General features: G+C 53.9%; 15 protein-coding genes. 5 read left to right on the top strand and 10 right to left on the bottom strand.

Features of this window, described 5'->3' with window-relative positions; genetic code table 11:
- Nucleotides 1–9 precede the first annotated feature (9 nt).
- The 3 genes from I6L54_RS00580 to I6L54_RS00570 all read right to left on the bottom strand — a co-directional run bounded on the left by I6L54_RS00580 (nucleotide 10) and on the right by I6L54_RS00570 (nucleotide 1,621).
- Nucleotides 10–456, bottom strand: a complete 447-nt coding sequence (locus I6L54_RS00580; RefSeq protein ID WP_005121799.1) for a PTS fructose transporter subunit IIA — start codon at nucleotides 454–456, stop codon at nucleotides 10–12.
- A gap of 182 nt (nucleotides 457–638) precedes the next feature.
- A complete protein-coding gene (locus tag I6L54_RS00575) occupies nucleotides 639–962 on the bottom strand; it encodes an AzlD domain-containing protein (protein ID WP_005121797.1) in 324 nt (107 codons plus the stop codon).
- Nucleotides 962–1,621, bottom strand: coding sequence for an AzlC family ABC transporter permease (locus I6L54_RS00570; protein ID WP_040233068.1), 660 nt, complete (start codon nucleotides 1,619–1,621; stop codon nucleotides 962–964). The genes I6L54_RS00575 and I6L54_RS00570 overlap by 1 nt, the downstream gene beginning before the upstream one ends.
- 101 nt (nucleotides 1,622–1,722) lie before the next feature.
- Between I6L54_RS00570 and I6L54_RS00565 the strand changes: the two genes are divergently transcribed.
- The gene (locus I6L54_RS00565; protein ID WP_040233067.1) at nucleotides 1,723–2,271 is read left to right on the top strand and encodes a helix-turn-helix domain-containing protein; all 549 of its coding nucleotides are present in this window, start codon (nucleotides 1,723–1,725) and stop codon (nucleotides 2,269–2,271) included.
- 84 nt (nucleotides 2,272–2,355) lie between these two features.
- Here I6L54_RS00565 and rhaM read toward each other — a convergent pair whose 3' ends face one another.
- From rhaM to rhaB, 5 genes are all read right to left on the bottom strand, one after another.
- Entirely contained in the window at nucleotides 2,356–2,670 is a 315-nt protein-coding gene (gene rhaM / locus I6L54_RS00560) for an L-rhamnose mutarotase (protein ID WP_040233066.1), read from the bottom strand.
- Nucleotides 2,667–3,815: a lactaldehyde reductase gene (gene fucO / locus I6L54_RS00555; protein ID WP_005121786.1), complete on the bottom strand. Its 1,149-nt coding sequence runs from the start codon at nucleotides 3,813–3,815 to the stop codon at nucleotides 2,667–2,669. Before fucO ends, rhaM begins: the two co-directional genes overlap by 4 nt.
- Before the next feature lie 126 nt (nucleotides 3,816–3,941).
- Nucleotides 3,942–4,769: a rhamnulose-1-phosphate aldolase gene (gene rhaD / locus I6L54_RS00550; RefSeq protein ID WP_005121783.1), complete on the bottom strand. Its 828-nt coding sequence runs from the start codon at nucleotides 4,767–4,769 to the stop codon at nucleotides 3,942–3,944.
- Between the two features lie 143 nt (nucleotides 4,770–4,912).
- The gene (gene rhaA, locus I6L54_RS00545; RefSeq protein WP_040233064.1) at nucleotides 4,913–6,172 is read right to left on the bottom strand and encodes an L-rhamnose isomerase; all 1,260 of its coding nucleotides are present in this window, start codon (nucleotides 6,170–6,172) and stop codon (nucleotides 4,913–4,915) included.
- On the bottom strand, nucleotides 6,169–7,638 hold the full coding sequence (gene rhaB / locus I6L54_RS00540; protein WP_040233062.1) for a rhamnulokinase: 1,470 nt from the start codon (nucleotides 7,636–7,638) through the stop codon (nucleotides 6,169–6,171). The genes rhaA and rhaB overlap by 4 nt, the downstream gene beginning before the upstream one ends.
- Before the next feature lie 303 nt (nucleotides 7,639–7,941).
- On the opposite strand from rhaB, the gene rhaS reads away from it, so the two are divergent.
- Nucleotides 7,942–8,790: an HTH-type transcriptional activator RhaS gene (gene rhaS / locus I6L54_RS00535; protein ID WP_040233061.1), complete on the top strand. Its 849-nt coding sequence runs from the start codon at nucleotides 7,942–7,944 to the stop codon at nucleotides 8,788–8,790.
- A 131-nt stretch (nucleotides 8,791–8,921) separates the two neighbouring features.
- Nucleotides 8,922–9,770 carry an HTH-type transcriptional activator RhaR gene (gene rhaR, locus I6L54_RS00530; protein ID WP_005121771.1) on the top strand — a complete coding sequence of 283 codons (849 nt, stop codon included), beginning with the start codon at nucleotides 8,922–8,924 and terminating at the stop codon, nucleotides 9,768–9,770.
- On the opposite strand, the gene rhaT is transcribed toward rhaR, so the two are convergent.
- Nucleotides 9,767–10,801, bottom strand: coding sequence for an L-rhamnose/proton symporter RhaT (rhaT, locus tag I6L54_RS00525; RefSeq protein WP_005121768.1), 1,035 nt, complete (start codon nucleotides 10,799–10,801; stop codon nucleotides 9,767–9,769). The two genes, rhaR and rhaT, sit on opposite strands and share 4 nt — an antisense overlap.
- 289 nt (nucleotides 10,802–11,090) lie before the next feature.
- Between rhaT and sodA the strand changes: the two genes are divergently transcribed.
- Both sodA and kdgT read left to right on the top strand, forming a co-directional pair.
- Entirely contained in the window at nucleotides 11,091–11,711 is a 621-nt protein-coding gene (sodA, locus tag I6L54_RS00520; protein ID WP_005121766.1) for a superoxide dismutase [Mn], read from the top strand.
- Nucleotides 11,712–11,947: 236 nt separating this feature from the next.
- The gene (kdgT, locus tag I6L54_RS00515; protein WP_040233060.1) at nucleotides 11,948–12,931 is read left to right on the top strand and encodes a 2-keto-3-deoxygluconate transporter; all 984 of its coding nucleotides are present in this window, start codon (nucleotides 11,948–11,950) and stop codon (nucleotides 12,929–12,931) included.
- Nucleotides 12,932–12,973: 42 nt separating this feature from the next.
- Here kdgT and I6L54_RS00510 read toward each other — a convergent pair whose 3' ends face one another.
- Nucleotides 12,974–13,870: a dihydrodipicolinate synthase family protein gene (locus tag I6L54_RS00510; protein WP_005121761.1), complete on the bottom strand. Its 897-nt coding sequence runs from the start codon at nucleotides 13,868–13,870 to the stop codon at nucleotides 12,974–12,976.
- Nucleotides 13,871–13,925 lie beyond the last annotated feature (55 nt).

Raw genomic sequence — 13,925 nt, 5'->3', positions numbered from 1 at the left:
GCCGCTTCCTTATGAGGTTAAGGTCTGATTGAGCAGGGCGAGCACCTGGCTGGCGTCGCCCTGTTTCAGCTGGTTGATAAAATCGTCGTGGATGATTTTGCGGCACAGGGTGCCGATAATTTTGACCTGATCATCTTCGCCGGTTTGCGGTACGCCGAGGCAGATCCAGCAGTTAACGTCTTCGCCGTCGCTGGCTTTCCAGTCCACGTTTTCTGATTTACGCGCGAACAAGACGAAAGGCTGCCTAACGCAGGGGCTTTTACCGTGAGGGACGGCGATGCCGGATCCAAAGCCAGTAGAGTGCAGCTTTTCGCGCAGCAATAGGGTTTGTAGGAAGGCGCTGCGATCGGAGACATAACCATTCTGAAACGCCATATCCGCCAGTTGCTTGAGGATGGCATAAACGCTATTCCCCTGAATATTCAGGTCAATACAGTTAGCTGTAAGGGCTGTCATGGTGGGATTCCGTTAAAAACTGTTTGATGTGATTTTAACGATGAGATGGCGAAGAGATGAGCAGCAATATGTCTGCGGGGCGTGACAATTTTAGGCAGAGTTAGCGCCTGGTTTTGTGGAGTAAAACACACAACGCCACAGGCGATTACCCTGACGAATATTTTGCCAGGGTAATGCTATTTTTAGTGCATACCAGCCATTCTTAACAACGCAGTCACCACTGCGGCGGCAACGATCACCACAATCAGCGGCAGCTTACGCCAGGCGAGAAACACCGCAAAACCCACACCGAGTACGCGCGCCATGCCGGCAAAGTGTTCGCCTTCATAAAAGGTGGTTGCCAGCGCGACGGAGAACAGTAACACCGTTGCAGCATCAGAAAGCAACGCCTGTGAACGTTCAGAAAAGGCTAAACGGCCTCCCAGTTTTGCTCCCCCTAAGCGCATTAAATATGTACCCAAAGACAATACGGCGATACCGACGATAAACAGCGTCATGTTACCCATTATTTTTTCCTCGCCAGTAAGCCAAACAGTGAGAGCAGTACCGGCAAGCCTACCGGTGCGAAAGGTACGGACGCGAGTGACAATGCGGCCCCGCTACAGGCACGGATGAGCGTGGTGCGGTTTTTAAAGGCCGGAACCACTAAGGCCAACAAAATGGCAGGGAAAACGGCATCCAGCCCAATGGTTTCAGGTGCAGGGAGCAGCTTGCCGACACCGGCACCGATCAGTGTGCCAATCGGCCAGAAAATGGCGACGCCCAGGCCGCATAACCAGTAGGCGGCTTTACGTTGTTCCGGTGTTTTTTGCGACAGGCCGAACACCACGCTTTCATCGTTCATGATATGGCAGCCGAGAAAGCCAGCGGCGCGAGTGCCGACCAGATCGCGTACCGTCACGCCAAACGGTACATGTCGGGCATTCACCAGTAACCCGGCCGCCGCTGCCGCCAACGGATTTCCGCCGCTGGCGATAATACCGATAAACATAAATTCAGAAGCCCCGGCCAGCACTGTAATCGAGAGTACAAAGGGCACCCAAATCGGGAAGCCGTAAGCCATTGCCAGCGAACCGTAGGACATGCCTACCACGCCGACGGCCAGGCACACTAAAAATATCGCTTTAATCGTGTCGCCTTTGAGGCTGGAAAAATAATGTTTCATACTGTTTTAGCCATATCGAACGAATTTCCATTATAATGAACGGAACAGGTTTGCTTTACAAGTCGAACGATTCGTTCGATATAAAAAACAAAGAGTCGAATATGACCCAACCCATCAGTATGATTGCGAAGAGTCTGGTGCGCGAACGTCAGCGTACCGGTTTGTCGTTGGCGGAGATTGCGCGCCGCGCAGGGATTGCAAAATCTACGCTTTCGCAGTTGGAAGCCGGTAATGGAAATCCTAGCCTGGAAACGCTGTGGTCACTGTGTGTGGCGCTGGATATCCCCTTTGCCCGATTACTGGAACCGCAGGAGCAAAAAACGCAGGTGATTCGCCGTGGCGAAGGGACAAAAGTGGTGGCGGAACAGGCCCATTATCAGGCGATTTTATTGGCAGCTTGCCCACCGGGCGCGCGGCGGGATATCTATTTGCTGCTGACGCAACTCGGTGCGGACCGTATTTCACAGCCACATCCACCGGGATCGGTGGAGCATATTATTGTGACGCAGGGTAAGGCGATGGTGGGATTGACGGAAGCGCCGGAGGAGTTAGGCGAGGGCGACTATATTTGTTACCCCGCTGACCAGGCGCATATCTTTAAAGCACTGGAGCCGGACACCCAGGCGATTCTGGTTTCTGAACAAAATTGAAACTGCCGGATGGCGCTATCGCTTATCCGACCTGGAAAAAATAGAACCGTAGGCCCGGTAAGCTTGCGCCACCGGGCACACGACTTACGGCAAATAAAACACTTCTTTTAGCTCTGCGCTGACCGGGCTGTTGTCCGGGTTTGCCGGCATTACATCGCGCATATGCTTCCACCAACGCTGGCAAACCTCAGTCTCGGCGACAGCATTCCAGCGCGCTTCGGACTCGATCTCAACGGTGGCGAACAGCAGATTGCGCTCCTCGTCGAGATAAATCGCATAGTGATGTGCGCCGTGGGCTTTCAGCACCGCTTCCAGTTCTGGCCAGATGGGATTGTGCCGACGTTGATACTCAACGTGCGCATCGGCATTCACCTGCATTATAAAGGCCTTGCGGATCATAACGCCTCCAGATACAGCTCGCGGATCTCGTCGCGGCTGGCGGTGCGCGGGTTGCACGGCGCACACGGATCGGCCAACGCTTTATCCAGCCAGCCCTCAATATCCTCTTTCGTCACGCCAAGTGAACTAAAGCCCGCAGGAATACCGACACGCTTGCTGAGTGCACGAATCGCGTTGATGGCCTCCATGCTGGCCGCTTCATCGCTCATACCGTGCGTATCGACGCCCATTGCCTGCGCCACGCGGGCAAAGCGTGCCACGGCGTTGGGGCGATTAAAGTTTTCGATTACCGGCAGCAGGATGGCGTTGCAGACGCCGTGCGGCAGGTTGTGCGTTGCGCCCGGCTGGTGCGCCAGCGCATGTACCAGGCCAAGACCGGCACTGTTAAACGCCATGCCCGCCAGATACTGGCCAAACGCCATTTGTTCACGGGCGTCGAGGTTATGACCCTCATCGACCGCTTTCGGTAGCCATAGGTTGATCAGACGAATCGCTTCTAACGCGTTGGCATCGGTCAATGGATGTGCGCCGACGGAGACATAGGCTTCAATGGCGTGGGTCAGGGCGTCCATGCCGGTTGCAGCGGTGACGGAAGCCGGGATGTCCAGCATGACGCTGGCGTCATCCACGGCGATATCCGGGATGATATTCGGGTCGATGATCACCTCTTTAACCTTGCGGGCTGAGTCGATAATGACCGCATTACTGGTCATCTCTGCTGCCGTTCCGGCGGTGGTATTGATGGCGACCAGCGGTACGCCCGCATTTTTCACTTTTCCCACGCCGGAGTAAGCAGTGGAAGGGCCTGGGTTGGCGGTCAGGATCTTCACCGCTTTGGCGGTATCGATCGGGCTGCCGCCGCCGAAAGCGATGATGTAATCACACTCTGCGTCCTGGTACGCCGCAAAGCCTTTCTGCACCAGCGCTTCCGTCGGGTTTGGAAACACCTCATCAAACAGGTGGTAAGACATCTGATGTTCATCCAGCGCGGCAAACAGGCTATCCAACAGGCCCAGCTTTACCAGTTGACCATCGGTGACGATCAGCGCTTTGCCCCATTGCTTATTCGCCACGAGGTTCACCATATCGGCAATCGCGCCGGCGCCATGCAGGCTAATTTTTGGCAGTGCCAACATAAAGCTCATCATTATTCTCCTTAAAAAAATTCCCTGGTGCCCGATGGCGCTACGCTTATCGGGCCTACGGTGAAATGCGCACCGTCATGTAGGCCGGATAAGGCGAAGCCGCATCCGACGTTGAGTGGGGAGGTATCAGTACAGCTCTATGGCGCTTGCCAGCGGCGTCACGCCGAAGCGTTTGCCAAGTGCTACCAGCTCTTCACGCGTAATGGTCTGCTTCATACCGCCCATCGAGTAAATCTTGACCAGAACCTCAGCGGATTTCTCTGCGGTATCGATCAAACCGAACGCTTCGTCGAGGGTGGGGCCACTGCCGAACACGCCGTGGAATGGCCACAGTACCAGCGAATGTTTCTGCATTTCTTCTGCGGTGGCCTGACCGATTTCATCCGTACCAGGCACCATCCACGGCAGAATACCGACGCCATCCGGGAACACCACCAGACACTCGGTGCTGCCTTCCCACAGCTTACGGGTCATCAGCGCGGTATTGTTTTCCAGTACGTAGGTCAGGGCGATCAGGTTGGTGGCATGGCAGTGCATGATCACGCGGTCTTTGCCATTGGTGGCTTTAATGCGCTCGCAGTGGGAAAGGAAGTGCGCGGGCAGTTCGGAGGTCGGCACGGCTTCATGGGTCAGCCCCCACAGAATGTGGTAACCCGCGCCATCGCTGTCGATTTTCACCACGCCCAAATTGGCTGCCGGATCGAGCTGGACGTTGCGGAAAAATTTCCCCGAACCGGTGACGATAAACGGCGTATTCGCCAGCAGCGGCATCGGCTGGCTCAGCGCGATATAGCGCGGTTTTTCGTGGAAATCGGCGCTAAATGGCGCAATATCTGCCTCATCCAGGCGCAGTGTCAGGTTGCCGCCGTTGCGTTCGTCCCAGCCTTTCAGCCAGGCATCGGAAGTGGCTTTAATCATCCCCTGGACGAACCAGGAAGTGGTCATGTTTTGCATGTTCGGTGTTCCCATTTATTGCCCGAACGTTATCGGGTCTTACGTAGGCCGGATAAGCGAAACGCCATCCGGCAATCGTGTTTTATTCATTGCCGGATGGCGACGCGGGGCGTTTTATCCGGCCTACAGGTCAGGCGATGCGGTTAGCTACGTTTGCTCAAAATCTCTTTTTCATAAGCGCGAACGCTGTCCAGCCACTGGCTGCCCGCTGGCGTGTCGTGACGCTGGCAATACATCTCCCAGACGGCCTGCCACGGCAGCGATTTTTGCTCTTCCAGCAGAGCCAGACGTGCGGTGTAGTCGCCGCTGGCTTCGAGCTGACGCAATTGCCCGGTCGGTTCTAACAGCGCGCGCAGCAGGGCTTTTTTCATATTGCGGGTGCCGATCACCCACGCGGCGATGCGGTTAATGGAGGCGTCGAAGAAGTCGAGGCCGATGTGTACGCGGTCAAACAGGTTGTGGCGCACGATCTCGCTGGCAATCGCCTGTGTTTCATCATCCAGCAGCACCACGTGATCGCTGTCCCAACGCACCGGACGGCTGACGTGCAGCAGCAGGCGCGGCACGTACAGCATGGCGGCGGAGATTTTGTCGGAGATCACTTCTGTTGGGTGGAAGTGACCTGCATCCAGGCACAGCGCGGTCTGGCGGCTGGTGGCGTAACCCATATAGAATTCGTTGGAGCCGACGGTATAGCTTTCTGCGCCAATACCAAACAGTTTGCTCTCGACGGCATCGATGTGGTGCGCCGGGTCGAATTTCTCGCTGATCACTTCGTCCAGCGCGTCCAGCAGGCGTTGGCGCGGTGCTAAACGATCAACAGTGATGTCTTTCATGCCATCCGGGATCCAGATGTTCATCACTGATGGCGTACCCAACTGCTCGCCAAAATACGCCGAGACGCGACGGCTGGCTTTGCAGTGGTCAATCCAGAACTGGCGAATGGTGTCATCGGCGTGGGCCAGCGTGAAGCCGTCGGCGCTCAGCGGATGCGAGAAGCAGGACGGGTTGAAATCAAGCCCTAAGCGGTTCACTTTTGCCCACTCAACCCAGTTTTTAAAGTGTTCAGGTTTGATTTGGTCGCGGGCAACTGGCGTATCAGACTCCAGATAGATTGCATGCAAATTCAGACGTTTTGGACCCGGGATCAGGCTCAGCGCCTGCTCCAGATCGTCCCGCAGTTCGCTGGCGTTACGCGCTTTGCCCGGATAGTTGCCGGTAGCCTGAATACCACCCGTGAGCGAACCTTCCGGGTTTTCGAATCCGGCGACGTCGTCGCCCTGCCAGCAGTGCATGGAGACCGGCAGACGATCGAGCTGGCGCAAGGCTGCCTCGACATCAATACCTACCGCGGCGAAACGCAGTTTTGCCAGTTCCCAGGCTTGTTCAAGTTGAGTGGTCATGCGCAAAGCTCCTTTGTCTGTCGTAATGGTTGAAACTGCGCTTTGTGGCGGGCAATTTCACTTTCAGGATTGGGAATGAAGGTGGTCAGGTCGTAGTTAGCGCGTACCACCTGACGGAAATCATCGACGTTGTTAAGCTCGTCCAGCGTCATCAACTGGACGCCAATATTGCCGAGCGTGGAGGCCTCAATAGGCCCGGATATGACACGAATACCGCAGGCATCCGCGCAAAGTTGGTTGAGTAATGCGTTCTGGCACCCACCACCCACGATGTGCAGTTGGTGAAATACTTCGCCGCGAAGCTCAGCCAGTTCCTGCAGGATATCGGCGTACAGCAATGCCAGGCTGTCGAAGATACAGCGCGCCAGTTCGGCGTTTTGCTGGGGAACGGGCTGGCCTGATTCACGACAGGCCGCCTGAATTTCCGCACTCATATCGTCGGGATTAATAAAGCGATCGTCGTTGGGGTTTATCAGGAACTGACAGGCCGGCAGCGCTTGCGTTTGGGCGATAAGCGCTGGCAGGTCGGTTATCTGTCGCTCTTTTAAAACGCGCTGAAGTAGCCACAGCCCCATGATGTTTTTCAGCACGCGGTAGCGCCCTTCCGCGCCCCCTTCGTTGGTGATGTTCGTCGCCAGCGCCGCATCGTTGGTATACGGTGTTCTGCTTTCGAAGCCCATCAGCGACCAGGTACCGGAAGAGAGATAGGCACTATTTTTATCGGCCAGCGGAGAAGCAATGACCGCGCTGGCCGTGTCGTGACTGGCGACGGCAACCACCGGAATTTGATTTTTCTGCGGGCAAATCCAGTGGCCAATTACGTTCCCCGGATGTGTGGGGCGGCCAAACCACGTTGTGTCGGCACCGCTCCAGGCCAGCAGGGTTTCGTCCCAGTCGTCGGTGTTGATATTGACTAACTGGGTGGTGGTGGCGTTGGTATATTCCCAGTTCATTTCTCCGGTCAGGCGATAGCTGAAGTAATCTGGGATCAGCAGGGCATGCGCCACCTGGGGGAGCAGTTCCGGTTGCTGCTCGACCAGCGCGCGGAGCTGATACAGGGTATTAAAGGGTAGAAACTGAATGCCGCTACGGCGATAGATTTCACTTTTACCTGGCTGCGTCATGGCTCGTGACATAATGCCGTTCGTGCGGCTATCGCGATAAGAGACTGGCAACCCAACACGCTGACCGTTTTTACCGATCAGGACATAATCCACACCCCAGGTATCAATGCCGATGCTGTCGATCCGAATGCCTTGATCGCAGACTTTCTGCAGACCGAGGCGAATGTCGTTTTCCAGGCTGTCGATGTCCCAGGTGTCAAAACCGTCTGTTTTTTGCAGGCAGTTAACAAAGCGGTGGATTTCACGCAGTGTCAGGGTACGGTGTTCACTGTCGTAACGCGCCAACATTACGCGTCCACTGGATGCACCGAGATCAACAGCGACACAATGGCGAAGAGTCATAGCGAGGTCCTTCTGAGTTTCATTGCACTCAGTCTAAGAACCCGTGAAATGGCGTACCTTCTTGTTAGTGACAGCGACAATACGCGGCTGGCAGCATGGCAAAGGTGAACGTGATAGCGTTCACAGTTTCTACTAATAGGGACGATTTCACCTGATGTGACCCCTTCCGCAATTCCCGATCTTTCCCGCTATTTCTTGAAGAATTGACCGTGTTTACGCACTTTGGCGTCAAAAATTTAAGGTGAGGGTGATAACCCTTAATTACTATTCAGCCATGTCCATTTGATCGGGGGGGATGTCATCATGACCGTATTGCATTGCGTGGATTTTTTTCCGACAGGTAAAGCGCCCGTGGCGATTGAGCCCCGGCTTCCTCAGCCTGCTTTTCCAGAGCATCATCATGATTTTCATGAAATTGTAGTGGTTGAACATGGTACGGGAATTCATGTGTTCAATGGACAGCCTTATACCATTGGCGGGGGAACGGTGTGTTTTGTCCGCGATCATGACAGACACTTATATGAACATACTGACAACCTGTGTCTGACCAATATTCTGTATCGTTCCCCGGATGCATTTCAGTTTTTGTCCGGGCTGAATCAGTTGTTACCCCAGGAGTTGAATGGGCAATATCTGTCACACTGGCGGGTGAATCAGAGCGTGTTGCTGCAGGTTCGGCATCTGGTGGGGCAAATGGAAAATCTTGGAGAGGCAATGGATACGCCAACAGCGGCAAACCGTGAGATCTTGTTCATGCAGTTGTTGGTGCTGTTGCGTAAAAGCAGCCTGATGGAAGCGGCAACAGATAATGATGCGCGGCTGAACCAACTACTGGCATGGCTGGAGGACAATTTTGCCGATGAAGTGTGCTGGGAAGCCATAGCCGAGCAGTTTTCGCTCTCTTTACGTACTTTGCACCGCCAGCTTAAACAACAGACCGGGCTGACGCCACAGCGCTATCTCAACCGCCTACGGCTTATCAAAGCCCGCCATTTGCTACGTCACAGTGATGACAGCGTGACGGACATCGCTTATCGCTGCGGGTTTGGTGACAGTAACCATTTTTCGACGCTGTTTCGCCGGGAGTTTAACTGGTCGCCGCGCGATATCCGACAGGGACGCGATGTCATTACTGGAAGCAGCCTCCAGTAACGCGAAAGCTATCAACGTTTTTTACCGCCGAATCTCAGATAATCTTGTTCCTTAACGCCGGATGGCGGCTACGCCTTATCCGGCCTACAGATTACGTGACACGTAGCCGCTATCCGGCAGGGAATATTGTGATGGCGAATCAGCTAATCCTTTTGAAATCAGACTTTTTTGCGCATGAGCAGCAGGCTGTCGCCGTGGCCGATCGTTATCCGCAGGATGTCTTCGCTGAGCATACTCACGAGTTTTGCGAGCTGGTGCTGGTCTGGCGCGGCAATGGCCTGCATGTTCTCAACGATCGCCCGTACCGGATAACCCGTGGCGATCTGTTTTATATCCGTGCCGAAGACAAACACTCCTACACCTCAGTTAACGATCTCGTCCTGCAAAATATCATTTACTGCCCGGAACGGCTGACGCTGAATGTCGGCTGGGAAAGCGCGATCCCAGGATTTAACGGCTCGCCGCGACAGCCCCACTGGCGGCTTGGTAGCGCGGGTATGTCCCAGGCCCGGCAGATAATTAGTCAGCTTGAGCATGAGAGTAATCAGCGTGACCCGCTGGCTTTTGAAATGGCCGAGTTGCTGTTTGGGCAACTGGTGACTCATTTCAAACGGCACCGCTATGCCACGGATACGCTTCCATCGACATCAAGTGAAACGTTGTTGGATAAGCTGATTACCGCGTTGGCCGGGAGTCATGAACATGCCTTTGCGCTGGATAAATTCTGTGAGCAGGAACAGTGCAGTGAGCGAGTTTTGCGTCAGCAGTTTCGCAGCCAGACCGGGATGACCATCAACCAGTATCTCCGCCAGGTACGGGTTTGCCATGCTCAGTATCTGCTCAAACACAGTAGGCTGATGATCAGTGAAATTTCTATGCGCTGCGGCTTTGAAGACAGTAATTACTTTTCGGTGGTATTCACGCGAGAAACCGGGATGACGCCGAGCCAGTGGCGTCATCTCAGCAGCCCGCATGATTAACTGGCCATCCCCAGACCAACAATATTTGCCGCGAGAATAATGACCACGCAGCCGAGGCTCAGTACGCTGATCGGACGGCGGCCCGCGTTTTTCCACTCTTTCAGCACCAGACCAACAATACCGCCACACAGGACATAGAAGCTCATGTGCAGCATCCAACTGACATAATCATACTGCGCCGGAATGCGAGCGTGGCCCCAGGCGTAGAAGAAAAATTGCAGATACCACATCAGGCCACCGAGCGCGGACAGTAGCACGTTGGTAATGATCAGCGGTTTGGCTAACGAGAAGTCGGCTTTTATCGAAAGATCTTTCACTTTTGCCAGACGAATAAAACAGAAGCCCAGGTTGACTAACGCGCCGCCGCCCATGATGACGACATAGCTTGGTAGCGCGACATACAGCGGATCAACGCCCAGCGCGGCGGCGGCATCGTGCATGGGTTTCGCCGCGTTCATCGCAAAGGACATCCCGGCAGAGAAAATGCCGCACATTACCGCCAGCACCAGCCCCTTCTTCAGGTTGAACTCTTCTGCTTTGATGCCCATTTTACGTTCTTTCAACTGTCCTGCGCGGGTCACAATGCCCACGCCGATCAGCGCGACCAATACGCCCAGTAGCGTCATGCGCCCGCCATCGGTGTTGATCAGCACATCAAAGTTACCGTTGATGATAGGGGTCATCAGCGTGCCGACAATCAGGGTAATACCAATCGCAATACCAATCCCCATCGACATGCCGAGATAGCGCATGGTCAGGCCATAGTTGATATTACCGATCCCCCACATCGCGCCAAACAGGAATACCGGTGCCAGCGTGGAGAGGCTGAAAGAACTGAAGTAGGCCCAGAAGTTGGGAAGCAACATGGCGCTGATGGTCCATGGCAGGATAAGCCAGGAGACGATCCCGCCAACCGACCACATCGTTTCCCATGACCAATGTTTGACTTGTTTGAACGGGGCATAGAAACAGGCTGCACTGGCTGCACCTATCAAATGCCAAAGAATACCCATCGTAATCGCGTTACTCATGACTGAATCCTCGTTATTTTTTATCGTCGGTCATAACCCCTCCGACACAACGAGTTTAAAAATTACGCAGATTATTAACCTTTTGACGATTGCCGCCTTTGTCCTCTTGTTGGCAATCATCACGTTAACTGGGTGATTTGGCTCACATCTTCAGCAATGGTGATGAATAATTAAAACCATGTAAAAAGTACGGCATTGATAATCATTTTCAATATCATTTAATTAACTATAATGACCCAACTGCTTACGCGGCGTTAACACTGGCCGCCCGACAATACTGGAGATGATTATGAGTTATACACTGCCATCCCTGCCGTACGCTTATGATGCCCTTGAACCGCACTTCGATAAGCAGACGATGGAAATCCACCACACCAAACACCACCAGGCTTACGTAAATAATGCTAATGCTGCGCTGGAAAGCCTGCCTGAATTCGCGAGCCTGTCCGCTGAAGAACTGATCACCAAACTGGATCAGCTGCCTGCGGATAAGAAAACCGTTCTGCGTAACAACGCGGGCGGTCACGCTAACCACAGCCTGTTCTGGAAAGGCCTGAAAACCGGTACCACGTTGCAGGGCGACCTGAAAGCGGCTATCGAACGTGACTTCGGTTCTGTTGACAACTTCAAAGCTGAATTTGAAAAAGCAGCAGCAACTCGTTTCGGTTCCGGCTGGGCGTGGCTGGTGCTGAAAGGTGACAAACTGGCTGTTGTTTCCACTGCTAACCAGGATTCCCCGTTGATGGGTGAAGCAATCTCTGGCGCTTCCGGCTTCCCGATCGTGGGTCTGGACGTTTGGGAACACGCTTACTACCTGAAATTCCAGAACCGTCGCCCGGACTACATCAAGGCGTTCTGGGACGTAGTGAACTGGGACGAAGCTGCTGCACGTTTCGCTGCAAAAAAATAAGTTCGACGCGTTAACTAAGCCCCTGCAAGCGATGCTTGTGGGGGTTTTTTTGTGATCAAAATCAATATAAAAACAATGATCCATTTAAATTGAAACAAGGTTTTATTATGTGGGTGAGATCACTTTTATAGTCTCTACGAATGTCTATCTTCTTTTCATCAAGACGGGCGCATCTCAAAAGCAAGATGCAGTCGCCCATAAAAATTGCCCCATTTTTATGTCTACAGGTGATGGAAATGCAGATCAAACGTACGATAGAGAAAATCCCAGGCGGTATGATGTTGGTGCCGCTGTTTCTGGGCGCGTTGTGTCACACCTTTTCCCCCGGCGCCGGGAAATACTTCGGCTCATTTACCAACGGTATGATCACCGGTACGGTGCCGATTCTGGCAGTCTGGTTCTTTTGCATGGGAGCGTCGATTAAGCTGAGCGCTACCGGAACCGTACTGCGTAAATCCGGCACGTTAGTGATAACTAAGATCCTGGTGGCGTGGGTGGTTGCGGCGATTGCATCGCGCATTCTGCCTGAACATGGCGTGGAAGTCGGGTTCTTCGCCGGGTTGTCCACGCTGGCGCTGGTGGCCGCTATGGATATGACCAACGGCGGGCTGTATGCCTCGATTATGCAGCAGTACGGCACTAAAGAAGAGGCCGGGGCGTTTGTCCTGATGTCGCTGGAATCAGGCCCACTGATGACCATGGTGATTCTGGGAACCGCAGGGATTGCCTCGTTTGAACCGCATGTGTTTGTCGGCGCGGTATTGCCGTTCCTGATTGGCTTTGCGCTGGGGAATCTGGACCCTGAACTGCGGGAATTCTTCAGTAAGGCCGTGCAGACGCTGATCCCTTTCTTCGCCTTCGCATTAGGTAACACCATTGATTTGAGCGTGATTGCACAGACCGGCGTACTGGGTATTCTGCTGGGCGTGGCGGTGATTATCATCACCGGTATCCCGCTGATTATTGCCGATAAACTGATTGGCGGCGGCGATGGTACGGCAGGAATTGCAGCTTCCAGCTCTGCGGGGGCGGCGGTCGCCACACCGGTGCTGATTGCGGAAATGGTTCCGGCGTTTAAACCCATGGCACCGGCGGCAACCTCTCTGGTGGCGACGTCAGTGATTGTAACCTCCATCCTCGTGCCGATTATCACGTCCATCTGGTCGAAAAGAGTCAAAGCCAGAGCGGCGGCAATCGATATGCGCAACGCGGTGAAGTAACGTGATTAAGCCGGATGGTTTGTACCATCCGGCTTAACCGTTTTAACCCTTGATTACAAACACCTCATCAATTGTTCGACACTCACTTTCATTCAGCTCCCCGCCTGCATTACGCGAAACCCCGGTGCAATAGCCAAACTTACGCGATACCACGGTTTTGATGGTGGTGACGAAATCCTCACCGATGGCGTAGATGGACATGTAGGTACCAATCTGGTCCTGAATATCGCGAAGTGCAGCCAGATCCCCCTGCTTAAATGCTTCTCGTGCGCTGACAAACAGCTCCGGCATGACGTTGTTTAATCCTGAAATAATCCCCGCGCCACCTGCCAGCAGGTTAGGAATATAGTATTCGTCATAACCCGACAGCACCGCAAAATCTTCCCGCACGGCACGTGTTGTCTGGATCATGCTGCGGGTGTGGGACTGGCAGTCCACGGTATCTTTAATGCCAGCAAAGTTCGGGAATTCAGCTGCCAGCGTGGCAACCAGTTCAGGCGTTAAATCACAACCGGTTCGCGCCGGGAAGTTATAGGCAAACCATTTGCCGCTGAGTTTCTGCCCCAATTGACGGAAGTAGCTCAGGAGCTGTTTCGCCGTTTGCCCGTAATAGTAAGGTGGTAGGATCATCACGGCATCGTAACCGGCGCGATACGCTTCCTGTGCCATCAACAGCACATCGTTCTGGCAAGTGGATGAGACGTTGGCGACCATCTTCAGCGAGCTCATGGCACGGGCTTCACGGATCAGCAACAGCCTTTCTTCGAGCGTAAAGGAGGCAAATTCCCCGATGCTGCCCATCAGCAAAATTACGTCGATTTTGGCCTCGGTAAGGCGTTTGAGATGCTGGCTCAGACCGTTAAGATCGATCTTGCCGTCATTGTCCATTGGCGTAATGGAAGGACACCAGACGCCAGCAAATTGCGATTGACCAGTCACGTTGTCGACTCCTTAATTGAAATGATGTTTCAAAACCAGATTACATTGATAGCAT

Source organism: Citrobacter pasteurii, from assembly GCF_019047765.1.
GTDB classification, from domain to species: Bacteria; Pseudomonadota; Gammaproteobacteria; order Enterobacterales; family Enterobacteriaceae; genus Citrobacter; species Citrobacter pasteurii.
The sequence above is the reverse complement of the archived record's forward strand: the minus strand, read 5'-3'. Positions and strand labels throughout refer to the sequence as shown.

Bases quoted from the DNA above. Each gene is read 5' to 3' on its own strand.
- I6L54_RS00575 (WP_005121797.1), bottom strand. From the start codon at position 962: ATGGGTAACATGACGCTGTTTATCGTCGGTATCGCCGTATTGTCTTTG.
- I6L54_RS00565 (WP_040233067.1), top strand. From the start codon at position 1,723: ATGACCCAACCCATCAGTATGATTGCGAAGAGTCTGGTGCGCGAACGT.
- fucO (WP_005121786.1), bottom strand. From the start codon at position 3,815: ATGAGCTTTATGTTGGCACTGCCAAAAATTAGCCTGCATGGCGCCGGC.
- I6L54_RS00580 (WP_005121799.1), bottom strand. From the start codon at position 456: ATGACAGCCCTTACAGCTAACTGTATTGACCTGAATATTCAGGGGAAT.
- I6L54_RS00570 (WP_040233068.1), bottom strand. From the start codon at position 1,621: ATGAAACATTATTTTTCCAGCCTCAAAGGCGACACGATTAAAGCGATA.
- kdgT (WP_040233060.1), top strand. From the start codon at position 11,948: ATGCAGATCAAACGTACGATAGAGAAAATCCCAGGCGGTATGATGTTG.
- rhaR (WP_005121771.1), top strand. From the start codon at position 8,922: ATGGCGAATCAGCTAATCCTTTTGAAATCAGACTTTTTTGCGCATGAG.
- sodA (WP_005121766.1), top strand. From the start codon at position 11,091: ATGAGTTATACACTGCCATCCCTGCCGTACGCTTATGATGCCCTTGAA.
- rhaD (WP_005121783.1), bottom strand. From the start codon at position 4,769: ATGCAAAACATGACCACTTCCTGGTTCGTCCAGGGGATGATTAAAGCC.
- rhaS (WP_040233061.1), top strand. From the start codon at position 7,942: ATGACCGTATTGCATTGCGTGGATTTTTTTCCGACAGGTAAAGCGCCC.
- rhaM (WP_040233066.1), bottom strand. From the start codon at position 2,670: ATGATCCGCAAGGCCTTTATAATGCAGGTGAATGCCGATGCGCACGTT.
- rhaB (WP_040233062.1), bottom strand. From the start codon at position 7,638: ATGACTCTTCGCCATTGTGTCGCTGTTGATCTCGGTGCATCCAGTGGA.
- rhaT (WP_005121768.1), bottom strand. From the start codon at position 10,801: ATGAGTAACGCGATTACGATGGGTATTCTTTGGCATTTGATAGGTGCA.
- rhaA (WP_040233064.1), bottom strand. From the start codon at position 6,172: ATGACCACTCAACTTGAACAAGCCTGGGAACTGGCAAAACTGCGTTTC.